The organism is Paraburkholderia lebeckiae, assembly GCF_050436225.1.
Lineage (GTDB): Bacteria > Pseudomonadota > Gammaproteobacteria > Burkholderiales > Burkholderiaceae > Paraburkholderia > Paraburkholderia tuberum.
The window spans coordinates 2,715,264-2,737,999 of sequence record NZ_JBNDLU010000001.1 but is presented as its reverse complement, the minus strand read 5'-3'; the positions used below and the strand labels follow the sequence as shown (position 1 = coordinate 2,737,999).

Sequence of the window (22,736 nt, the reverse complement as noted above, 5' to 3'; positions counted from 1 at the left end):
GCCACCATCTTCCGTCTGCACGTAAGATTGGAAAAGTTGAGTTTACTGACCGCGTGATTCAGCTTTTCTGACCAATGCCATTCCGATTCCCATTCCGATGAGAGAAATCAGTCTCGACCGCCTGCGCACTCTTGTCGTCGTCGCCGACCTCGGCTCTTTCGCCGAGGCCGCTCGCGTTCTGCATCTCGCGCCGCCCACGGTCAGTCTGCATATCGCGGATCTCGAAAGCCGCGTCGGCGCGCCGCTGTTGTCGCGCAAACGCGGTCAGGTGCGGGCCTCGGCGATCGGCGAGACGCTGGTGGCCTATGCGCGTCAGATGCTGGCCAATGCCGAGCAGGCACTGGAGGGCGTGCGGCGACAGGTGGAAGGGCTCGGCGGACGGGTTCGGCTCGGCGCTTCCACCGCGGCCATTGCGAATTTGCTGCCGCAGGCGTTGGAACGACTGGCCGCCGGGCATCCCGGCATCGATGTGCAAATCGCCGTGCTGACTTCGCAGGAAACGCTGACGCGACTCGCCCAGGAGTCGCTCGACGTGGGCATCGTGGCGCTGCCGCAAGCGCCGCTACGAGGGCTATCGATCGAAACATGGCGCCGCGATCCGGTGGTCGCGTTCATGCCGGCCGGGTGGACGTGTCCGGCTCGCATCACGCCGCGATGGATCGCCGCGAAACCGCTGATCCTGAACGACGCCACCACGCGGCTTTCGCGTTTGACGACGGAATGGTTCAGCGCGGCGGGGCAGCACCCCACGCCGCGCATCCAGCTCAACTACTCGGATGCGATCAAGAGCCTCGTGGCAGCGGGATACGGCGCTGCGCTGCTGCCGCAGGAAGCGAGCCGTGCGGCGACCGACGCGCGCATCGTCACACGTCCGCTGCGCCCGGCGCTATGGCGGCACTTGGGCCTGGCCTTTCGCGCAGGTACGGTGGAGCGTCCGACTCAGTATGTGCTCGACGTATTGCGGAGTTTGCGATTGAGCTAGCGGGCTGTGTTACGTCGCCGACGCTTTCCGCCGCTTTTGCAACGGAAGCCCTGCGCGTGATTCAAGGCGGTGTCGCGGCGCAGTCAACACTCAGGTCTCGATCAGATGCAAAAACTGCCTTACCCGTGGACTGCTGCCTTCACCAAAGAAGGCTTGCGGTGTTGTGTCTTCGGCAACCACGCCGCCATCCATAAAAACAATGCGATCCGCTACATCTCGCGCAAACTGCAGTTCGTGCGTGACGATCAGCATCGTCATGCCCGCTTTGGCAACGTCGCGCATGACGGTCAGGACATCCTCCCGCAGCGCTGGATCGAGAGCGGATGTGGGCTCGTCGAAGAAGATGACCTCTGGATCCATCGCGAGCGCCCGCGCGATCGCTACGCGCTGCTTCTGACCGCCGGACAGCCGTGCCGGATATTCGTTGGCTTTTGCGGCCAGGCCAACCTGTGTCAGCAGGTGAATTGCGCGTTCCGACGCTTGCGCACGAGGGACACCCTTGACGCTGACCGGACCTTCCATCACGTTTTCCAGTGCTGTCCTGTGCGGAAAGAGGTTGAACGACTGGAACACCATCGCGGTGCGCTGGCGGATCGCGCGGATCTTCCTCTGATTCTGGCGTGACGGTTTTGACAAACCGTTGCATTCGACATCGATGCCGCATACTGTCACGCCGCCGGCATCCGGTACCTCCAGGAAGTTCAGTGAGCGCAGCAGCGTGGTCTTGCCCGACCCGGAGGGACCCATTACAACGACAACCTCGCCTTTCGATACGCTGAAATCGACGCCGCGCAAGACCTGGTTCTCGCCAAATGCCTTCGAAAGTCCACGGACTTCAATCGTCCCGATATCAGTATTCATACAAAACGCCTCGAAATGCGATTCTCGAGGACCGTCTGGACTATCGTGAGAATCTGGTTGATGCCCCAGTAGATCAGGCCGACCATCAGGAACATTTCCATGTAGCGGAAGGTGGAGGCGCCGACCTGGTCGGCGACGCGGGTCAGTTCCACCACCGTGATTGTCGAAGCGAGGGATGTATCTTTGATTAGTGCAATCATGCGGCTGCCGACAGGCGGAATGGCGATGCGTAGTCCTTGGGGGAGAATAACCCGCGACATGGCTTTCCAGTAACCCATGCCCAGCGACATCGCAGCTTCCCACTGGCCCTTGTCCACCGCGTTGATGCCGGAACGGAAGTTCTCGCTCAGATACGCGGCCGAAAACAGCGTGAGCGCGAGGAGCGCGGCGGGAACCGGTTCAAGAGTCAGACCGTACCGGGGCAAACCGAAATAGATCAGCAGTATCTGCACGAGCAGCGGCGTGCCACGGAAGATGGATACATATGCGAATGCGAACGCGCGTAGTGCACCTATGCTGGAGATACGAGCCAAGGCGACCAGCAACCCTAGCGTCGAACCGAGCACAAACGACAACAAACCGAGAAAGAGTGTCATCAGCACCGCACTCTTTAACAGCGGAAGCGAGCGCATGAAAAGCTCGATCATGACTACTCCTTGTGCGCCTTCGCTTTGGTGATCGTGCCGGGCATATCGTAATCCCGCCCGACCCACTTCCTGGCAATGGCCTCGATCGTCCCGTCAGCCATCATGTCTGCAATGGCCTTGTCGACCGCTGCGAGCAGGGCCGGTTGGCCTTTCATCAAAGCCGGCGCTGATAGCTGGTAGATCAAGGGCTCGCCCACTTCCTTGACCGGTAAATGGTTGACGTTGGCGTACTTCATGCCGCCGAAGTGCGAGATGATTACCGCGTCGATACGTCCATTGCCCAGATCGCTGAAGACGAGTCCCCCGTTATCGTACGAACGGATGTCGGAGTCATGCAGGTGTGCTCGTGCCCATGTTTCATTGCTTGAGCCAGTGACCACTCCCACTCGCTTGCCTCTAAGGGTTTCCTTGCCCTTAATGTCTGTGTTGCCGGCCGGTACGAAAATGCGGAAATCCTCCACGCCGTATGGATCGCCGAAATCAACCTGTTGTTGCCGTTCAGGTGTAGGTGTGAGATCGTTCATCACAAGATCGTACTTGCCCGTCTTCAACCCTTCCACGAAGTTCTTGAACGAATCGGCGACGAATACTACGTTCGGCACGCCAATGCGCTTGCCGACTTCCTCTGCAATTGCAACGTCATAGCCGACAGGTTTGTTGTTTTCGTCAAGCATGCTCCATGGGGGACTACTCTGGGTGTTGGCCACGCGCAATGTGCCACTCGCCTTCGCCTGCGCGAGAAGATCCGCTGCCTGCACAGTAGCCGGTGAACTGAATGCCGCGCAAAGCGTCACGAAACTCGCTATCGTGACAAAGCGCCCCCATCCCTTGATTGATTTCATCTCGTACTCGCTCATCCAGGTAAATTGAATTAAAAAATCTACGCAGCGGTTGTTCGGGTGCGTCTGAATGCGTCAAGACCGGCATTCAGATCCGCAAGCAGCATCGCCGGGTCCTCCAACCCAATCGAAAGGCGCACGATAGGCTGGTCGGTAAGCGGGAACGCACGCTCGGCCTGCAACGGGGCCGGGTAGTAGGCAGCGAGGCTATGCACGCCTCCCCAGCTCGCCCCGATGGGGAAATACTGGAGCGTATCGAAGAATGCGTTGAACGCGTCCTCCGCCGCGGGCTGGAGGATCAGGGAGAAGAGACACCCGCTGCTCGCAAAATCCCGCTTCCAGATGGCATGACCGGCATCGGACTGCAGTGCCGGGAATAGCACCTTGCTCACTTCCGGGTGACGTTCGAGTTCCCTCGCAATCTGCAACGTTGAGGCGCTCTGGGCGGCGAAACGGACCTTCAGGGTTTGCAGGCCGCGCATGACGAGGAAGCAGTCATCAGGGCTGGTTTGCTGGCCGAGAACGCTCTGCGTCTCGCGCAAAGTCGCGTAGTAACCCGCGTCGTTCATGCTGACGCAGCCCACCAGTAGATCCGAATGACCACCAAAAAATTTCGTCGCGGCTTCGACGCTGAAATCCACACCGTGCTCGAGCGGTTTGAAAGCGAGCGGGCTTGCCCAGGTGTTGTCCATCATCGTCAATACACCGTGACGTTTCGCGACTTCGACGATCGCCGGAATGTCGGGCATCTCCATCGTCACCGTCCCCGGCGACTCCATGCAGATCATGCGGGTGTTGGGCTTGATGTACTTTTCAATCGCAGCCCCGATTGCCGGCGGATACAGTTCGACCTCGACGTCGAAGTGCGCCAGCCACTTATGCGCGAATGTCTTGAGCGCGCCGTAGCAGGCAGCGGACACCAGAAGGTGATCGCCGCCGCGCACGAACCCCATCACGGTCGTCATCAGCGCGGATTGACCGGAAGGCGTCACCACGCAATGCGCGCCACCTTCGAGCTCGGCGATGCGGTGCTCCAGTTCACGAGCCGTTGGCGTTCCGGTGATGCCATAGCTGTAACCGTCCGGTTGCCGCTCCTTGCGGCGCGAAAACGCGGCCAGAGAATCGAATACAACCGTCGATGCCCGGATGATGGAGGGGGACAGGCTGCGGAACGGCTGCGGCGCTTTCTGGGGATTGCTTGTCATCTTGCTCCCGATGATGCCTCGTGGATTGATGATCGAAGTTTACTTTCGCCCGGGATTGCATCAACATCGGAAATAATTAGGTCAATAAGTCTAGGTTATGCGGATCAGGGATATTGAAGTGTTCAGGGCGGTCATGAACGCAGGAAGCACGAGCAAGGCGGCGGCCCTGCTCGGCATTTCGCAACCGGCTGTCAGTCAGGCCATCAGGCGTCTGGAAACCATGGCGGACTTCGGCCTGTTCGAGCGGATACGCAGCCGGCTCGTTCCCACCCAGGAAGCCATCGCCCTGATGCGTGAGGTTGACCAGTACTTTCGCGGATTCGAGGTCATCGAGCATCGAATCCGTAGTTTGCGGTCCTACGGATTGGGCCGCATGGCGATCGCCTCTCTGCCGGCACTGGGCACAGGCTTTCTGCCACGTGTCATTGCGGCGTTCGATGCCCCGTCCAGAAACGTGCAAATTTCGCTACAGGTGATGAGTTCGCGCGAAGTGCATGAGAAGGTCTCGGCTGGACAGGTGGATTTCGGCCTGATGTCCGACGAAATGTCGATGGCCGGCCTCGAACACTCGGTGTTCGCGCGTATGCGGGCTGTCGCAGTGATGAACTCGCATCATCCTTTGGCCGCGCGTCCTGTCATCGCTGTTGCGGATCTGCCTGAATTTCCTTTCATCGCGCTGAATCCCGAAGACAGCACCAGGCTACGCCTGGAGACGCAACTCACGGCACGCGAAATCCGTCTCAAATCGGTCGTCGAGACGCCGTATTCGCACACGATCTGCGAACTGGCGCTCGCGGGAGTCGGTATAGGAATCGCTCATCCGCTCGTGACGTTGGACTTCGCAGAGCGGGGGCTCGTCGTGAAGCCGATCGACATCGAGGTAATGTTCACAGGAGTGCTGGTGTTTCGCCCTGGTACCCCACTCACGGAAACCGTGAGGCAGTTCATGCGGCACATGAGAATGCAGCTCGAACGTGACCAGAAGGCGCTCAAAAGGGCGCTGGCGAATTGATCGGATAGAAATCGGACACGCTTGATCGCTACATCGCGCCTGGCCTCGTCACGTTCGCGCAAGCGCAAGGTGAACTCGTGCTGCCGCGAGTCCCGCGCTGATCCGCGGGACGCCAGCCAGAACATGGGCCAAAACACCAGCTAAAAAGCGGCCACGCGAGTGCGATTTGCGCGCGTGTCGTGCATCCAAAGCCCGAAACAAACTGAAACACGCAGGTTAAGCGCTTCGCGGAATAAAACGGCACACTAGGGCGTTTGCCTGATACCGGTAGCGTCGATTTTCAAACAGCTTTCGCGGCATTCATCGCCCTCGCGAACGGAACACCCATGAACACGCAAGCGAATTCCCTGACCGATTCGACCGATGCCTCTCGCCCGCCGCGCTATACGCGCACCGCGATGACGCTGCACTGGCTGATCGCGTTGCTGATGTGCGCCAATGTCGTGCTCGCTCTGTCCGCCGATTCGCTGCCCGACGACTGGGTGCGTCCGGTGATCGACACGCACAAATCGATCGGCATCACGGTGCTCGGGCTCGCGCTGCTGCGCATCCTGTGGCGCGTGTCGCACAAGCCGCCGCCGTTGCCGCGCGAGTTTCCGTCGTGGGAAATGATTGCCGCGCAACTCGCGCACTTCGCGCTGTATTTGCTGATGATTGCGTTGCCGCTATCCGGCTGGCTGCACGATTCCGCGTGGAAAGACGCGGCCACGCATCCGATGCGGTGGTTCGGCCTGTTCCAATGGCCGCGCATCGGCTATGTGATGCATCTCGACCCGACACTGAAAGAGACGTTGCATGATCGCTTCGGCGCGCTGCATACGTGGCTCGGCTATGCGCTCTATGCGTTGCTGGCGATGCATATCGGCGGCGCGCTCAAGCATGAGTGGCTCGATCGCAAATCGGTGTTGAAGCGCATGACGCCGTGAAGTCGCCGCCGCTTCGCCAACTAACCGCAACCCACCTGAACCTGAGACACTCGCCTTGAAGAAGACCCTCGAACAGGCACTTGCTGTCGCGTCGCCGCGCATTCTGCCGCGTCGCGCGACGCTATTGAGCACGCTGATCCATTCCAGCGTCGTCGTGCTGTGGGCACTGCTGTTCGCGCGAGCATTCTTTCTGCGTGGCGCGCTCGCGTGGTCGACCGGAATTGCGTATGTCGTATATGACACGTTGCTGCTCGCGTTCGTCACGTGGAAGTCGTTGCCGCTCACGCGCCGCGCGGCGCCGCTCGAAGCCGAGCACGAACGGCGCGAGTTGCCGGGCATGGGTGTCATCGTCGCGTCGCGTAACGAGGCGGCCGTGTTGCCGGTCACGCTCGCCGCGCTGCTGCGGCAAACGCACGGCCCCGCGCAGATCGTGATCGCCGACGACGGCTCCACCGACGCCACCGCCGAGTTGCTCACGCAACGCTTCGGCCTCACGCCCGCCGCCGATGACGTGCTGAGCGCGCCGAGCTCGCTGCATCCGAACCTGTACTGGCTGCGCGTGCCGCACGGCGGCAAGGCCCGCGCGCTCAACGCCGCGATCACCGTGATGACGACCGACACCGTGATGACCGTCGACGCCGACACGCTGCTCGACGACGACGCCACCTACGCGATGCGCGCCGCGTTCGCGAGCGGGCCGTCGCTCGTCGCGGCAGCGGGCATTCTCGTGCCGGTCTGCGGCAAGTCGCTGTCGGGCCGCGTGTTCCAGTGGTTCCAGACCTACGAGTACATGCGCAACTTCATCGCGCGTTTCGCGTGGATGCGCGCGGACAGCCTGCTGCTGATCTCGGGCGCATTCGCGTCGTTCCGGCGCGATGCGCTCGTCGCGGTCGGCGGCTTCGATCCGCAGTGTCTGGTCGAGGATTACGAACTGATTCACCGGCTGCGCCGCTATTCGGTGGATCACAAGCTCGGCTGGGACGTGCGCGTGGTCGGCGAAGCGCATGCGCGCACCGATGCGCCCGACACCCTCGCAAGCTTTCTGCGCCAGCGCCGCCGCTGGTTCGCGGGTTTCCTGCAGACGCAGTACTGGAACCGCGACATGACCGGCAATCGGCGCTACGGCACGCTCGGCATGCTGATGCTGCCAGTCAAGGCGATCGACACGATGCAGCCGATTTACGGCCTCACGGCATTCGCATTGCTACTCGGTTTTCTGTTCGGCGGACACGGGGCGATCGTCGTGTCGATCTTCAGCGTGATCGGCCTGAAAACGGCGATCGATCTGGCGTTTTACCTGTGGAGCATTCATCTCTACCGGCGCTGGACCGGCGAGCGCAGTGGCAACAGTCTCGGCATGGCGATGCTCGCGGCCGTTGCGGAGCCGTTCACGTTCCAGCTCGCGCGTCATCTGGGCGCCGCGCTCGGCTGGCTGCATTTTCTGCGCGGCGGCCGCGCGTGGGGCGTGCAACGGCGATCCGGGCTCGTCGCGGTCGACGAGGATTGAGCAGCTCGAAGTGCAGGTCAATGTTTCTGTAGGGCGGGTGTGGTAAAGAGAGCTCGTTCACCCTGATGCGCGCTGCTGCGCAACGTGTGCTGCGACGCATCGCGCATGCCGGCGAAAGTGCCATGCGGCGGCTGCATCAAGTAGACTGGTGAAGATGCCGCACTGCCATGCAGCGCGGCAACCTTCCATCAGCTGGTGCACGGAGGCTTTGACCTATGCATGCAGTTCCCCCGCTCGAACAGGAACAGGAATACGCAGGCGCAACGCTCGCTGCCGCGCCTGCTCAAACCACTCACGAGGCGCCGGTGCGCGATCTGCGCCGCGTCGCCATTCATCCGGATTACTGGTACCCACTCGCGTGGTCGCATGAAGTGAAGCGCGGCAAGACGCTCGGCGTGACCTTCGCCGGCGATCCGATCGTACTCGCGCGCACCGAGAGCGGCAAAGTGTTCGCGCTGGAAGATCGCTGCGCGCATCGGCAGGTGCCGCTGCATCAGGGCGTGGTCGACGGCGAATCGATTCGCTGCGGCTATCACGGCTGGACCTACGACTGCTCGGGCAAGTGCATCGACGTGCCGTACCTCGGCCGCGATCGTCTACCGAACGGGGTGCGCTCGTATCCGTGTCAGGAAGTGGAGGGGCTGATCTTCGTGTTTCCGGGCGACGCCGCGCTCGCGGAGGAGCGGCCGTTGCCGGGCTTTCGCTCGGTGTCCGACCCGAAGTACAAGACGCGCCGCTTCGGCCGTCCGGTCAAGTGTCATTATTCGTTCATGCACGAGAACCTGATGGACATGAATCATCAGTTCCTGCATCGCCGCCAGATGGGGCGCATGCGTGCGCGTTCGCTCGGGCGGCGACGCGGTGAGGGCTGGGTCGAGGTCGACTACACGTTTGCGCGCATGGAGGGGCAGCAGCCGCTAGGCGAGGCGATGGTGTTCGGCGAGAGGCGCAAGACCGGTGGCTCCGGCGACAAAGACGTCATGACGATCCGCACCGAATACCCATACCAGACCCTGCGAATCCGCAACGACGAGCAGACGCTGGTGATGGACCTGTGGATCGTCTATGTGCCGCTCGACCGCGAGCAGCGCACCAACCGAACGTTTGGGCTGCTGTCGATCCGCAAGCCCGGCATTCCGGGTGTGATGAATCTCGCATGGCCGCTGCTGGTGTGGTTCACCGAGCGCATTTTCAAGGAGGATCGCGAGATCGTCGAGGCGGAGCAGCGCGCCCACGATTCGCAGGGAGCGGACTGGAATCACGAGGTGTTCCCGGTCATCAACGACTTGCGCGCGCTGCTGCGCGAGTGCGGCGCGCCGGACCAGGTGGTCGGCGCGGGCACCGGCGATACGGCGGTGATCCGTTTCTGGGATTCGCGTCACGGCGATCCGCTCGCCAAGACCTGAGCGCGGCGCGGCGCGGGTGTTCACCGGCGCCGCGCACCCAGTCCCGCCACGGCTTTCCCCCTCGCCCGGAATTAATCCATCTCCCCACGGTAGACAATGCGCGGCGCGCAAGCGGCGATAATATCGCCCGGTACTTTCGTTGTTCGCGAGTTTGCGCCAATCGACATTCGTCGCGTCCGCACCCGTGTACCATTGCGCTTTTTCCGAACTTCAAGACTCGCTCGTGACCACGCAACAAACCCCCACCAACTCGCGTAAATCCCTCACTCTGCTGCAGTTGCTTGGCCTGATCGGCGCCGCTGGCCTGATCGCCTCGATCGCGTTGAATCTGCTGGTCCACGCGCACTGAAGCAGCGCCCGCGTCGCGCGGGCAGCCCTGCGCCGGCGTGCGTCGCCGGCTTTCTCTAGATTCCGATTGCCATGTACAAGAAGGGCGTAGCCGTAGAAATCCAGTTTTCCCCCGAGCGACTCAACGACGGCGCCGGCGATCCGTACTGGATCGATCTGACCCACGACGAAGCGCAGCGCCTGCTCGACAGCCTGAAGGCGCGGCTCGCGGGAACCGGTAGCGGCACGGTCGCGCCGCTCGTCGTGAGCCTCGATGCGACGGCGAGCACGTGCGCGGCGGATGCCGCTGCGACCGGTACGCCCGATGCGCCGTCGGTCGCGAATGTCGCCACAACCGACGACTTCAAGCAATGGGTCTGTGTGATCTGCGGCTGGGTCTACGACGAAGCCGCCGGCGTGCCGGAAGAGGGCATCGCGCCGGGCACGCGCTGGGCCGATGTGCCGGCCGACTGGCGCTGCCCGCTGTGCGATGTGGGCAAGGAAGATTTTGCGCTGGTGGAGTTTTAAGCGGCGGGCCGAGGCTCGCCTGACAAACCCGCTCTACGCCGTCCCTTCCGGATAATCCGCCCCCTCGCTCGTCGCTCGCCAGGTGTCGAAATCGCCGCGCAGAAAGTCGAGCTTCCTGTACGCGAGATCGAGCGCGGTCTTGCCGAGCAGCAGCCGCAGCGGCGGCGCGTCCGACAACGCCGCATCGATGATCGCCTGCGCGGCTCGCACCGGGTCGCCGGCCTGGTTGCCGCTGCGCGCTTCGGTCTGCTTGCGGCGCTCGCCGGCGGTCGACGCATAGTCGTCGATCAGCGTTGCCGACTGCTTGATCGACGGACCCGCCCAGTTGGTGCGAAACGGCCCAGGCTCGACGATCAGCACGCCGATGCCGAGCGGTTTCACTTCCAGCGCGAGCGATTCCGACAGCCCTTCCACTGCGTACTTCGTCGCATGGTAGTAGCCGGTCGCCGCGAAACTCGCAATCCCGCCAATCGACGACACGTTGACGATCAAACCGCTGCGCTGCTCACGCATGATCGGCAGCACGGCCTTCGTGATGTCGACGAGGCCGAACACGTTGGTCTCGAACATCGCGCGGACTTCGCTGTCCTCGCCTTCCTCGATCGCGGCCAGATAACCGTAGCCCGCGTTGTTGACGAGCGCGTCGATGCGGCCGAAATGGCGCTTCGCCTGCGCGACCACGGTTTCTATCTGCGCGCGATTGGTCACGTCGAGCGGCAGCACCAGCGCGCGCTCGCCGTGCCCCTCTGCGATGTCCTTCACTTTCGATGCATCGCGCGCGGTGACGACCGCGCGCCAGCCGCGTTCGAGCACGAGCTTCGCGAGCTCGCGGCCGAAGCCGGTGGAACAGCCTGTGATCAGCCAGACGGGATTGTCTCGATTCATCATTTGGAACACTCCTGTTGAGGGTCTCTGACGTGAAGCCTGGAAAACGGCGCTAACAACGGCGCCCCGATGCGGCGCAGACGCGCGGCGCGTCGGTAATCGATATGCGGGTGATGTCAGCTCGAAGCGTGCCCGGTTCGCGCGGCGGACGGTTCGGGCGGTGGCCCCGCGCGAACGCGCGTGGCGCTGCGCGGATTCGCCGGGCGATGAAGCGGGGACGCCGCCGTGACTGCTATGAATGCGATGACCGCTTGGGGCTGGTGTGGCGCTTCAATTGTAGCCGCAGCGCGGCGGCTTCGCTTTGCAGCGCGCCGACGAACGCGTCCGCGAGCGGATGCGCGGGCCGGTGCTCGGGACGGATCACGCTGACGCGAAACGGCAGCGACGACGCGAGCGGCCGGATATGCAGATTGTGGCCCGCGAAATCGAGCGCGGTCAGCGGATTGACGACCGCAATGCCGAGCCCTTGCCGCACGAAGCTGCACACGGACACCGCGGTCGGCGTTTCGATCAGCAGGCGGCGCGCGATGCCGGCTCGCGCGAACGCTTCGTCGATTTGCAGCCGGTATGGATCGTTCGCGGACAGGCTGATGAACGCCTGATCGGCGAAATCTTTCAATGCGATCACGCGTTTCGCGAGCAGCGGGTGAGCGTCGGGCAGCACACACACTTCATCGACGGCGATGAGCGGCGTGAGGCGCGTGCCGGGCGGCGGCGCGTCGTGCTCGGTGAGACCGAGGTCGTAGCGCTGCGCGGTCAGCCATTCTTCGAGAAACGGCGACTCCTGCGTCGCGATCGATACGCTGACGCCCGGCTGCATACCTTGAAAGCGTTTGACGGCGCCCGGCAGGATCGAATGCGAAAACACCGGCAGCGCGATCACGGACAGCTGGCCACCCTTGAATTCGCGCAGCGCGGCCGCGGTCGACGCGACGCGTTCGAGCCCGACATACGCGCGCCTGATCTCGTCGAACAGCGTCAGCGCGGATTGCGTGGGACGCAGCCGGCCCTGCACTCGCTCGAACAACGCGAAGCCGATGCTCTGTTCCATGCGCGCGAGTTCGCGGCTCACGGTGGGCTGCGACGTGAACAGCATCTCGGCTGCCTTGGTCACGCTGCCGGCCGTCATCAGCGCGCGGAAGATTTCGATGTGCCGGTGCGTGAGCGCCATGGCGGTCCGTGCTATATCAAATGTGAATAGGCGAGCGATAGATTGGTATTTTACTGAATGATCGCCGCGGATCATCATGTCGGCTATCGCTTTCGCAAAGCTTCGACATGCAACCGACCATGACGCCATTCGACTCCCATCAACTCGCCGACCTCGCGCGCCAGCACGGCACGCCGCTATGGGTCTATGACGCCGACACGATCCGCCAGCGCATCGCGCAGTTGCGCAGTTTCGACACGATCCGCTACGCGCAGAAGGCCTGTTCGAACGTGCACATCCTGAAGCTGATGCGCGACGAAGGCGTGATGGTCGATGCGGTCTCTTTGGGTGAACTCGCGCGCAGTTTTGCCGCGGGTTATGCGGCTCAACCCGCATCGACCGGTGGGCCCGAAGGCGTCGTCTTCACCGCCGACGTGCTCGACCACGCGACGCTGGCCACCGTGCTCGACGAGCGAATCACGGTCAACGCCGGCTCGCCCGACATGCTCGAACGTCTCGGGAGACACGCGAGCGAAGGCCATCGCGTGTGGCTGCGGATCAATCCCGGCTTCGGTCACGGCCACAGCAGCAAGACCAACACAGGCGGCGAGCACAGCAAGCACGGCATCTGGCGCGATGACCTGCCACGCGCGCTCGAACTGGTGCGGCACTATCGGCTGAAGCTCGTCGGGCTGCACATGCATATCGGCTCGGGTGTCGATTACGCGCATCTCGCGAAAGTGTGCGATGCGATGGTCGATGCGGTGTCGCAACTCGATCAGGATATCGAGGCGATTTCCGCGGGTGGTGGTTTGTCGGTGCCGTATCGCGATGGCGAGCTGAGTGTCGATACCGCGCACTATTTCCGGCTGTGGGACGACGCGCGGCGCCGCATCGAAGCACGCGTCGGGCATCGCGTGAGACTCGAAATCGAACCGGGGCGCTTTCTGGTCGCGCAAGCAGGTGTGCTCGTCGCCGAAGTGCACGCGCTGAACCGGCGGCCGTCGCGGCAATTCGCGTTGCTCGATGCGGGCTTCAACGACCTGGTGCGGCCGTCGTACTACGGCAGTTATCACGAGATCAGCGTGCTTCGGCGCAACGGCACGCCGAGCGATGCGCCGGCCGGCTCGTTCAGCGTGGCGGGGCCACTGTGCGAAGCCGGCGACGTGTTCACGCAGGCGCAAGGCGGTGTCGTCACGAGCCGGTCGATGCCCGCGCCTCAAATGGGCGACCTGCTCGTGTTCCACGACACGGGCGCGTACGGCGCGTCGATGTCATCGAACTACAACAGCCGGCCGCTCGCGCCCGAGGTGCTGATCGAGCGTGGCAACGCGCGGCTGATCCGGCGCAGGCAGCGCATCGAAGAATTGATAGCGCTCGAAGCAACGGCGGCTTGAGCGGCGCGTTGGAGTTCAACGCTCAATGCGCCCGCACCGTGCGCGTGTACGACGCGATCATCGTCGCGAACTCTTGCGCGGCTGGGGTCAGCGGAATCGCGGCGCGTTGCAGCAGACAGACGTTCTGCTGCAACGCGCGCTCGCGCACGGGGATCGTCGTCAGCACGTCCGCGAACGGCCCGCGCTTCGCGATGACCGATGATTCGAGCGACAGGCAATCAGTCGCGGCTACCAGGTGCAGCGTCTCGTACAAGCCCTCGACGGTCGCGACGATCTTCGGCGGCGGCAAGCCGTAGCTATCGAACAGATGGCTCAACCGGTTGACGTGCGGCTCCTCGGTCAGATTCGGCGAGCGCGTCGTCACCCACGTGCAACCGACGAGTTCGGCGAGCGACTTCGCGCGCGCCTTCGGATGACCGCGCCGGCACACGATCACCGGGTCGGACGGATAGAGCGGCGTGACCGACAGATCGGCGGTGTCGGTCTGCTTCGATACGAGCGCGACAGCGAAATCCAGCGTGCCTTCGCGGATCCACGAAATCATCATGCGCGACGTGCCCGTGCGCAGATGCACGGCGACGCGCTCGAAGCGCGCACGAAATTCCATCAGCACGGGCGCGAACGCGTCGACGAGCGGCTCTGTCGTCATGCCGAACGTGACCTCGCCCACGTAGTCGCCGCGCAGTTGCCGCACGTCCTCCTCGGCACGCTCGCATTCACCGAGGATCGCGCCGGCCCGCTGCAGTAGCCGCTGGCCCAGCGCGGTCAGCGCAATGCCGCGATTCGTGCGCGTGAACAGCGTTGCGCCGAGCATCGATTCGAGGTTCTGCAACTGCTGCGTGATGCCGCTTTGCGCGATGCCGAGCGCGCGCGACGCCGCGCGGATGCTGCCATGCTCGGCGACCGCCGTGAACGCGCGCAGCTGGGAAATCGTCAATGCCATGGCGTCAGGGTTTGGTGATCGGTAAAAGTGATCATGATAGTCCGGACAGGACTTCTTTAAGGCGCCACAGCGGCTTAGGATCGCGCTGTCCTGATCCGCTCATCGTCGCCTTCCATGAAAACTCCGCTGATGACTCTTTGCGCCGCGCTGGCTTTCAGCAGCGGCGCGTTCGCCGCTGACGCCAACACGTTGCGCCTCGGCATCGATCCGACCTATCCGCCGATGGACTCGAAGGCGCCCGATGGCAGCCTGAAGGGCTTCGACGTCGATCTCGGCAACGAGATTTGCCGGCGCATCCACGCGCATTGTCAGTGGGTCGAACTCGAGTTTTCGGGCATGATTCCGGCGCTGCAGGCGCGCAAGATCGACGCGGTGCTGTCGTCGATGTCGATCACCGAGAAGCGCGAGCAGCAGATTCTGTTTTCGTCGAAGCTGTTCCAGTTCAAGTCGCGGCTGATCGCTCGGCAAGGCTCGTCGCTCGTGCCTACGGCGAGCGGACTCGCCGGCAAGCAGATCGGCGTGCAGTCGGGCACGCAGTTCGAGGGCTACGCGCTGAAGAACTGGACGCCGCTCGGCGCGAACGTGGTCGCTTACAAGAGCCAGGACGAGGTGTTCGCCGATCTGCGGAACGGCCGGCTCGACGGCGCGTTGCTCGGCATCGTCGAGGCCGATTACGGCTTCCTGCGCACGCCCGCGGGCAAGGGCTTCGCGTTTGTCGGCGAGCCGCTTTCGATGGGAGATCGCGGCGTTGGCATCGGCTTGCGCAAGGACGAAACCGCGGTGCAGGCATCGATCAACGCGGCGATCGCGTCGATGCGCAAAGACGGCACCTATGCGCAGATCGCGAAGAAGTATTTCGACTTCGATCCGTACGGCAATTGATCCAGATTTCCAGCATTATCTTCGCGGCTTTCCATTCATGAACAGGCAATCGATTCCGCTTCTGTCGCCAGCAATCGGCACGCACCGCGAACTGGTTTCGTTTCATTTCGGCCCGGCCAATAGCGGGCAGAAGATCTATATCCAGGCGTCGCTGCACGCCGACGAAACGCCCGCGATGCTGACCACGGTGCTGCTGAAGCGGCGTCTGCGGGAGCTCGAGGAAGCCGGCGCGCTGAACGCGCAAATCGTGCTCGTGCCGGTGTCAAATCCGGTCGGCCTCAGTCAATACGTGCTCGGGCAGTTCATCGGCCGCTTCGATCTCGGCAGTGGCAAGAACTTCAACCGGCATTTCGTGCAGTTCGCAAAGCTCGTCGCGAATGCAAAAGAGGCGCTCGGCGCCGACGCGAACGAGAACCGCCGCATCGTGCGCGAGCTGCTCGCGGCCGAACTCGCGCAACAGAAGCCGCTGACCGAATTCGAGTCGCTGCAACTGGCGCTCTTGAAGTTGTCGTGCGACGCGGACGTCGTGATCGATCTGCATTGCTCGCTCGAAGCGGCGATGCATGTGTACACGAGCGAAGCCGCTTGGGCCGAGTTCGAGCCGCTGTCGCGCTATCTCGGCGCGGAGGCGTCGTTGCTCGCGACCGATTCGGGCGGCGGCGCGTTCGACGAAACCCACAGCCTGCTGTGGTGGACGTTGCAGCAGCAGATGCCGGCGAGCAAGCCGGTGCCGACCGGCTCGATCGCGGTGACGGTCGAATGCCGCGGCCAGCGCGACGTGTCGTATGAAGTCGCGCAACAGGATGCCGACGCGCTCGTCGACTACCTGGTGTGGCGCGGCGCGATTCGGGGCGAGGCCAAGCCGTTGCCGCCGCTGCTGTCGCCGGCGACGCCGCTCGCGGGCAGCGAGCAGTTCTATGCGCCGCTGAGCGGGATTCTCGTGCACCGCGCGAAGATCGGCGACAAGATCCGCGTGGGCCAGCCGCTGTTCGATATCGTCGATCCGCTGACCGACGAGACGACCACGATCGCGAGCCAGACCGAAGGGGTGCTGTACATGCGGCGCGCGATCCGCTTCGTGACGGCCGGTGCGCCGCTCGGCCGCGTGACCGGCACGCGGCCGATCCGAACGGGCGTTTTGCTGGGCGCCTGATCGCGTAACGGCTATGCCGGACTCGGCATCCAGGGGCCGCCTCGAAGCCTCGCGCGACGGCGCTGACGTGCGCCTCAGCCGCCTTGCCGCGAAGTAGCCGGCACCGCCCGCCCGGCGATCCGGCGTCTCGCCTGTTGTGCGGATTTAATCTCTTTCAGCCACGAAAAAGCCCAAGCCCGCCTCCGGATAAAGGCCGATACTCGTCGTCATACTCAACGTGTGTCGGCGCGGCCGGCTTATTGAAGGAGACGGACAAAGTGAGCAAGGCTATCCAATGGAGCGGTGTGTTTCCCGCCGTCAGCACCCAGTTCAAGCCGGATTTTTCGCTCGACATCGACGCGACGCACCGCGTGGTCAGCAATCTCGTCAAGGACGGGGTGTCGGGTCTGGTGGTCTGCGGCACGGTTGGCGAAAACACCTCGCTGAGCACGTCGGAAAAACTGCAGGTGATCGAGGCCGCGCGCGACGCGGCTGGCGGCAAGGTGCCGGTCGTCGCGGGTGTCGCCGAGTTCACGACCGAGTTCGCGCGGCAGACGGTGCGTGAAGCCGCGCGTGTCGGCGTCGACGGGGTGATGGTCATGCCGGCGCTCGTCTATTCCGCGAAGCCGCACGAAACCGCCGCGCATTTCCGCTCGGTCGCGACCAGCACCGATCTGCCGGTGATGATCTACAACAACCCGCCGATCTACAAGAACGACGTCACGCCGGACGTGCTGATCGCACTGCAGGACTGCGAGAACATCGTCTGCTTCAAGGATTCGTCGGGCGATACGCGACGCTTCATCGATCTGCGCAACGCGGTGGGCGACCGCTTCGTGCTGTTCGCCGGCCTCGACGACGTCGTCGTCGAAAGCATCGCGGTCGGTGCGCAAGGGTGGGTGTCGGGCATGTCGAACGCGTTCCCGAAGGAGGGCGAGACGCTGTTCCGCCTCGCCACGCAGAAGCGTTTCGATGAAGCGCTGTCGCTGTACCGCTGGTTCATGCCGCTGTTGCACCTCGATGCGCGCCCCGACCTCGTGCAATGCATCAAGCTGTGCGAGGAACTGCTCGGCCGAGGCAGCGCCGTCACGCGTCCGCCGCGCCTCGCGCTGCAAGGCGACGCGCTCGCCGAAGTCAAAGACATCGTCGCCAAGGCGCTCGCCACGCGTCCGGCGCTGCCGGACGTCGGTCTCTAAGCACCGCGTTTCAATACGAGCCTCAAAAAACATCGGCACCCTGTCTGCCACGTTGGCGGGACAGGATGCCGAATCTCGCTGCGAGTAAGCGGCGCTGGCGGTTGTTGCCTCAACTCGCGCTCAGCACCGGCGCAACCGCAGCCGGATCGCTGATACTCGGCCGGCCGTTCTCGACGTGACCGGCAGAGCGGCGCGAGAAGCTCGCGTCGTCACTGCTCGTCACCGTCAGGTCGTACCAGTGATGGCTCGACGCAAGCACCCAGCCTTCTTCGATACGCGCATTGGCCGGCACGACCACGGTGCGCGGGCGCGCGCCGTACGCGTTGTCGATCACCGTCAGATGCGCGATGCCGCCGCCACTGTTGCTGAACTTCAGGAACACGTTGCCATTCGCGACGTCGTATTGCACGGTCACTTCAGGCCGCGCCGGTTGGTTGTCGCCATGAGCGTTGCCATGGCCATTCTGCGTGCTTTGCGTGCTCGCCTGGGTGTTGCCCGCGAACTTGCGCACGAAGCCGTTCGGGCCGAACACGTCGAATGCATACACGCCGTTCGTCGTGCTCAGGTCGAACGTGTCGCTGAGCGACTTGCCCGCCTCGACCGTGTAGCGCCACGGACCGTCGGTGCGATTCGTCGCGTACACGTAGAAGTGCGCGCCCTGGTCGCCGGTGTTGCCGATCGTGATTTCGAACGTGTCGTTGCCCGCGTTCGCCGCGCCGTTCACATGCAGTTCGTACGGCAACGCGCGCGCGAAACGGATGCCCGCTTCCTGCGCATCGACCGGAGCCGGCGTCGTCGGCACGGTCGGCTTCGGTTGCGTCTTGCACTGGTTGTCGGCCATGCTCATGTAGTTGCTGGTGTCCGGCAGCGATGGCATCTTCGCATCCGGCGTGCGGAAGTCGAATGCGGTGGTGAGGTCGCCGCACACCGCGCGACGCCATGCCGTGATGTTCGGCTCATGCACGCCGAAGCGCGTTTCGATGAAGCGGATCACAGACGTGTGATCGAACACCTGCGAGCACACGAAGCCACCCTTGGTCCACGGCGACACGATCGTCATCGGCACGCGCGGGCCGAGGCCGTACGGATAGCCGTCGGCGGTGTAGCTGCCGCCGCGCAGCGGATTGACGACATTGTGGATTTCGCCGTCGGTCGTGACCGTCGACTTGCCCTGGGTGGAGGTCGTCGGCGGTTGCGGCGGCACGAGGTGATCGAAGAAGCCATCGTTCTCGTCGTACATGATGAAGAGCACGGTCTTGCTCCACACCTCGGGGTTCGACGTCAGCGCGTCGAGAATCTGCGACGTGTATTCGGCGCCGTACGCGGGCGTGTAGCTCGGATGCTCCGAGTAGGCGGCCGGCGGGCACAGCCACGACACCTGCGGCAGCCGGTTCGCGAGCACGTCGGCTTTCAGGTCGTCGATCGTGCGCACGGTTTGCGCGCGCTCGTAGAGCGGCGAACCCGGCTGCGCGTTGATGAAGTTCGTGAAGTTCTGCAGGATGTTGGTGCCGTAATTGCCATTCAGCGGATCGACGCCCGACGTGCCCTGCTGATAGATCTGCCACGAAATGCCCGCGGCCTGCAGACGCTCCGGATACGTGGTCCACGACAGCAGCTGATAGTTCGGCGGACCATCGCCGTCGACCCAGTCGTTGTTGTCGAGCAGCGGGCCGCCCATCGTGCCGGTCGGGTCGACCATGCCGGTCATCAGATACGCGCGGTTCGGGTGCGTCGGTCCCGGCAACGAGCAGAAGTACGCATCGCAGATCGTGAACGCGTCGGCGAGCGCGTAGTGGAACGGGATGTCGCTACGCAGGTGGTAGCCCATCGTCATGTCGGTCTTGTTGGCGGGCCACTGGTCGTAGCGGCCGCCGTCGATCGCGTAGTGGGTCTTGTACCACGAGTGATCGAGATCGCCGACGCACTGCGCGCTCGTCGTCGCGGTGTCCAGATGGAACGGCAGCACCGGCTTGGTCGGGTCTTCCTTCGACGGCTGATTCCACACCGGCAGGCCGCTCGGCAGCGGAATCGGGAAGCGGTCGTTGTAGCCGCGCACGCCGCGCAGATGGCCGAAGTAGTGGTCGAACGAGCGGTTCTCCTGCATGAACACGACGATGTGCTCGATATCGCGAATCGTGCCCGTGCGCGAAAACGCGGGCACGGCGAGCGCGTTGCGGATCGACTCGGGCAATGCGGTCATCGCGGCGGCGGCGCCCGCGGATGAAGCCACGGTTTGCAGGAAACGGCGACGGCTAGTTGATGTCATCGAATATCACCTTCTGCGTAGGGGAAGAATGGCGCGCGTGAGCGTGCCTTGGGGTGTTTCGTGGTCGGTTACGCGTTGCTCTTGCTGATCAGTTGCGGACTAGTTGTTCGCGCTGTCGCCGGGCGCGTAGCGCATGACCGGCGCGACCTGCTGGCTGTCGGCCGCGAGACTGGCCTGCATGTCTTGCGTGATCGCGTCGGTGGCGGCTGCGCCACTTGCCGCGTTGCTCGCCGTGTTGCTCGCCGTGTTGTCCGCGAATGGCGCTGAGGCGTTGGGAGTCGCCACTGCCGCTGCCGCCATTGCGGGTCGTTGCGCCGCGTCGTTCGGCGCAAGGCTCGTGGTCGTCGCGTTGCTCGTGGAAGAGGAGTCGTCCGCGCCGCAACCGTTCAACGCTATCGTGGCAAGCGCCAGCAATGCGGCGCTCGCGATGCAACTGATTTTTCTCATGTCTGCATCCGGTTCGATGAAAGCGGGTGCAGTCTCCATTCCTTTCAAGAAATAATTGTGAAACGTTTGCGCCCGGCATAACTTTCGATAAATCGTCGGCTGATCGAAAGAAAATGGAAAGTATCGGGAAGGTCAATGTTCATGGCGCTGCCATCTGCGCTATGTTTGCTGCTTTATCGTTCGCGCATGGGCACGATTCAATGACTCGCATCGATTCACCCATCGACATCCCGCAACTCGAAGACGAATGGCTTGAAGCCGACGGCTTCGGCGGCTTTGCTTCGGGCACGGTCGGCATGTTGCGCACGCGCCGCTACCATGCGCTGCTGCTAGCCGCGACGCGCGCGCCGGGCGGGCGCATGGTGCTCGTCAACGGCATCGAGGCGTGGGTCGAGGCGGGCGGCGAGCGCTTCGCGTTGACCATGCAACGCTATGGGCCTGACGTGATCTATCCGGATCTACGCGGCCGCCTTGCCAGCTTCGACACCGCGCCGTGGCCGACATGGCGCATTCAACTCGGTGCGCACGCGGCGATGATCGCCGATGTGTTCGTCAGCAAAGCGACGTGCGAAACGGTATTGCGCTGGCGGCTCGAAGGCGGCGAACTCGATGCGCCCGTGCTGAAGATCAGACCGTTGCTGTCGGGCCGTGACTATCATGCGTTGCATCACGAGAATCCGGCCTTCAACTTCGGCGCGAGAGTCAGCGCCGATCAATCGTGCGCGAGCTGGCAACCGTATGGCGGACTGCCGGTCGTGCGAGCGGCGACGAACGGCGCCTATACGCATGCGCCCGACTGGTATCGCAACTTCTGCTACGTGCGCGAGCAGGAGCGCGGTCTCGATTGCAGCGAAGATCTCGCGACGCCCGGCGTGTTCAGCTTCGATCTCGCGGAGGGCGACGCGGTGATGATTCTGAGCGCGTCGAGCACGTCCGCCACCGAATGCGCGAACGACAAAGCCCAAACCAACGACCACGCCGCCCGCCTCGCCCAGACCGAACAACAACGCCGCGCCGCACTCGGCTCGCGCCTGCAACGTTCGGCCGACGCCTACGTCGTCACGCGCAACGAAGGCCGCACGATCCTCGCGGGCTTTCCGTGGTTCACCGACTGGGGCCGCGACACGTTCATCGCGATGCGCGGCCTGCTGATCGCGTCGAACCGTCTCGACGATGCCGAAGCGATCCTGCTCGAATGGTCGGGCACGCTGTCCGAAGGCATGCTGCCGAACCGCTTCCCCGACTACGGCGACGCGCCCGAATACAACTCGGTCGACGCGTCGCTATGGTTCATCGTCGCGGTTCACGACTATCTGGCGACGCCGCATGCGGGCGCGCAAACGCGCGCGCATCTGCAGCAGACCGCCGAAACGATCCTGACCGGCTACACGAACGGCACGCGCTTCAACATCGGCGTGTGCACGGACGACGGCCTGCTGCGCGCCGGCATCCCCGGCGTGCAACTGACGTGGATGGACGCGAAAGTCGGCGACTGGGTCGTCACACCGCGCATCGGCAAGCCGGTCGAAGTGCAGGCGCTGTGGATCAACGCGCTGCGAATCGCGTCAGCATGGAACCCGCAGTGGCGGCAAGCTGCCGAGCGCGCGACGCTCGCGTTTCGCCGGCGCTTCGTCGATCCGGCCACCCAGGCGCTGTTCGATAACGTCGACGTCGATCATGTGCAGGGCACGGTCGACCGCTCGATCCGGCCGAATCAGATCTTCGCGGTCGGCGGCCTGCCGTTTCCGCTGCTCGAAGGCGCGACGGCGCGCGCGGTGGTGGGTCAGGTCGAAGCGCAATTGCTGACGCCGCTCGGCCTGCGCACGCTCGCACCGTCCGATCCTGCCTATCGCGGCCGCTACGGCGGCACGCCGCGCGAACGCGACGGCGCCTATCATCAGGGCACCGCGTGGTTGTGGCTGATCGGCCCATTCGTCGAAGCGTGGCTGCGAGTGAATGGCGCGAGTGCCGATAATCTCGCGCAGGCGAGGGCGCGTTTTCTCGCCCCGCTGTACGCGCATCTCGATCACGCGGGCCTCGATCACCTGTCCGAGATCGCCGCCGGCGACGCGCCGCACGCGCCCGCCGGCACGCCGTTCCAGGCCTGGTCGCTAGGCGAATTGCTGCGCGTCGAAAGTCTGCTTGCCCGGTTCGAGCACAACGGCGCGTAAACCGCGCTACGATGTGGGTCCCACCGC

Annotated in this window: 21 protein-coding genes; 12 read left to right on the top strand and 9 right to left on the bottom strand. The window is 63.7% G+C overall.

Annotated elements, in window-relative coordinates:
• The first annotated feature begins 97 nt into the window (after window positions 1–97).
• Window positions 98–982 carry a LysR family transcriptional regulator gene (locus OKW45_RS12835; protein WP_429468590.1) on the top strand — a complete coding sequence of 295 codons (885 nt, stop codon included), beginning with the start codon at window positions 98–100 and terminating at the stop codon, window positions 980–982.
• Window positions 983–1,072: 90 nt separating this feature from the next.
• On the opposite strand, the gene OKW45_RS12830 is transcribed toward OKW45_RS12835, so the two are convergent.
• From OKW45_RS12830 to metC, 4 genes are read right to left on the bottom strand one after another with little or no spacing between them, the layout of a single operon-like run.
• Window positions 1,073–1,843, bottom strand: coding sequence for an amino acid ABC transporter ATP-binding protein (locus OKW45_RS12830; protein ID WP_429468587.1), 771 nt, complete (start codon window positions 1,841–1,843; stop codon window positions 1,073–1,075).
• Window positions 1,840–2,490, bottom strand: coding sequence for an amino acid ABC transporter permease (locus OKW45_RS12825; protein ID WP_018423949.1), 651 nt, complete (start codon window positions 2,488–2,490; stop codon window positions 1,840–1,842). Before OKW45_RS12825 ends, OKW45_RS12830 begins: the two co-directional genes overlap by 4 nt.
• Window positions 2,491–2,492: 2 nt before the next feature.
• A complete protein-coding gene (locus tag OKW45_RS12820) occupies window positions 2,493–3,332 on the bottom strand; it encodes an ABC transporter substrate-binding protein (protein ID WP_429468584.1) in 840 nt (279 codons plus the stop codon).
• A 38-nt stretch (window positions 3,333–3,370) separates the two neighbouring features.
• Complete coding sequence (gene metC, locus OKW45_RS12815; protein ID WP_429468582.1) at window positions 3,371–4,534, bottom strand: cystathionine beta-lyase; 1,164 nt, start codon at window positions 4,532–4,534, stop codon at window positions 3,371–3,373.
• Between the two features lie 97 nt (window positions 4,535–4,631).
• Between metC and OKW45_RS12810 the strand changes: the two genes are divergently transcribed.
• The 6 genes from OKW45_RS12810 (at window position 4,632) to OKW45_RS12785 (ending at window position 10,240) form a co-directional block, all read left to right on the top strand.
• Window positions 4,632–5,546 carry a LysR substrate-binding domain-containing protein gene (locus OKW45_RS12810; RefSeq protein WP_429468580.1) on the top strand — a complete coding sequence of 305 codons (915 nt, stop codon included), beginning with the start codon at window positions 4,632–4,634 and terminating at the stop codon, window positions 5,544–5,546.
• Window positions 5,547–5,872: 326 nt separating this feature from the next.
• Window positions 5,873–6,472, top strand: coding sequence for a cytochrome b (locus OKW45_RS12805; RefSeq protein ID WP_429468578.1), 600 nt, complete (start codon window positions 5,873–5,875; stop codon window positions 6,470–6,472).
• 55 nt (window positions 6,473–6,527) lie between these two features.
• A complete protein-coding gene (locus OKW45_RS12800) occupies window positions 6,528–7,979 on the top strand; it encodes a glycosyltransferase family 2 protein (RefSeq protein WP_429468576.1) in 1,452 nt (483 codons plus the stop codon).
• A gap of 215 nt (window positions 7,980–8,194) precedes the next feature.
• Window positions 8,195–9,385, top strand: a complete 1,191-nt coding sequence (locus OKW45_RS12795; protein ID WP_429468573.1) for a Rieske 2Fe-2S domain-containing protein — start codon at window positions 8,195–8,197, stop codon at window positions 9,383–9,385.
• A gap of 223 nt (window positions 9,386–9,608) precedes the next feature.
• Entirely contained in the window at window positions 9,609–9,734 is a 126-nt protein-coding gene (locus OKW45_RS12790) for a hypothetical protein (protein ID WP_260327592.1), read from the top strand.
• Between the two features lie 71 nt (window positions 9,735–9,805).
• Complete coding sequence (locus tag OKW45_RS12785) at window positions 9,806–10,240, top strand: rubredoxin (RefSeq protein ID WP_429468571.1); 435 nt, start codon at window positions 9,806–9,808, stop codon at window positions 10,238–10,240.
• A 33-nt stretch (window positions 10,241–10,273) separates the two neighbouring features.
• On the opposite strand, the gene OKW45_RS12780 is transcribed toward OKW45_RS12785, so the two are convergent.
• Together OKW45_RS12780 and OKW45_RS12775 are read right to left on the bottom strand one after the other, a co-directional pair.
• Complete coding sequence (locus OKW45_RS12780) at window positions 10,274–11,128, bottom strand: oxidoreductase (protein ID WP_184030598.1); 855 nt, start codon at window positions 11,126–11,128, stop codon at window positions 10,274–10,276.
• Window positions 11,129–11,357: 229 nt separating this feature from the next.
• Complete coding sequence (locus tag OKW45_RS12775) at window positions 11,358–12,296, bottom strand: LysR family transcriptional regulator (RefSeq protein WP_429468570.1); 939 nt, start codon at window positions 12,294–12,296, stop codon at window positions 11,358–11,360.
• Between the two features lie 119 nt (window positions 12,297–12,415).
• On the opposite strand from OKW45_RS12775, the gene lysA reads away from it, so the two are divergent.
• Window positions 12,416–13,672, top strand: a complete 1,257-nt coding sequence (gene lysA, locus OKW45_RS12770; RefSeq protein WP_429468568.1) for a diaminopimelate decarboxylase — start codon at window positions 12,416–12,418, stop codon at window positions 13,670–13,672.
• A 22-nt stretch (window positions 13,673–13,694) separates the two neighbouring features.
• On the opposite strand, the gene OKW45_RS12765 is transcribed toward lysA, so the two are convergent.
• The gene (locus OKW45_RS12765) at window positions 13,695–14,615 is read right to left on the bottom strand and encodes a LysR family transcriptional regulator (RefSeq protein ID WP_429468565.1); all 921 of its coding nucleotides are present in this window, start codon (window positions 14,613–14,615) and stop codon (window positions 13,695–13,697) included.
• Window positions 14,616–14,729: 114 nt separating this feature from the next.
• On the opposite strand from OKW45_RS12765, the gene OKW45_RS12760 reads away from it, so the two are divergent.
• The 3 genes from OKW45_RS12760 (at window position 14,730) to OKW45_RS12750 (ending at window position 17,825) form a co-directional block, all read left to right on the top strand.
• A complete protein-coding gene (locus OKW45_RS12760; protein ID WP_429468562.1) occupies window positions 14,730–15,497 on the top strand; it encodes a transporter substrate-binding domain-containing protein in 768 nt (255 codons plus the stop codon).
• Window positions 15,498–15,534: 37 nt separating this feature from the next.
• Window positions 15,535–16,650 (top strand): succinylglutamate desuccinylase/aspartoacylase family protein, encoded by a 1,116-nt coding sequence (locus OKW45_RS12755; RefSeq protein WP_429468560.1) that lies wholly within the window; start codon window positions 15,535–15,537, stop codon window positions 16,648–16,650.
• Between the two features lie 257 nt (window positions 16,651–16,907).
• The gene (locus tag OKW45_RS12750) at window positions 16,908–17,825 is read left to right on the top strand and encodes a dihydrodipicolinate synthase family protein (RefSeq protein WP_090807963.1); all 918 of its coding nucleotides are present in this window, start codon (window positions 16,908–16,910) and stop codon (window positions 17,823–17,825) included.
• Window positions 17,826–17,934: 109 nt separating this feature from the next.
• Here the strand turns inward: OKW45_RS12750 and OKW45_RS12745 are convergent, their stop codons facing one another.
• Entirely contained in the window at window positions 17,935–20,091 is a 2,157-nt protein-coding gene (locus OKW45_RS12745) for a phosphocholine-specific phospholipase C (RefSeq protein WP_429468557.1), read from the bottom strand.
• A gap of 99 nt (window positions 20,092–20,190) precedes the next feature.
• Window positions 20,191–20,538 carry a hypothetical protein gene (locus OKW45_RS12740; protein WP_429468554.1) on the bottom strand — a complete coding sequence of 116 codons (348 nt, stop codon included), beginning with the start codon at window positions 20,536–20,538 and terminating at the stop codon, window positions 20,191–20,193.
• 200 nt (window positions 20,539–20,738) lie between these two features.
• Here OKW45_RS12740 and OKW45_RS12735 point away from each other — a divergent pair, with 200 nt between their 5' ends.
• Window positions 20,739–22,709: an amylo-alpha-1,6-glucosidase gene (locus tag OKW45_RS12735; protein ID WP_429468551.1), complete on the top strand. Its 1,971-nt coding sequence runs from the start codon at window positions 20,739–20,741 to the stop codon at window positions 22,707–22,709.
• Window positions 22,710–22,736 lie beyond the last annotated feature (27 nt).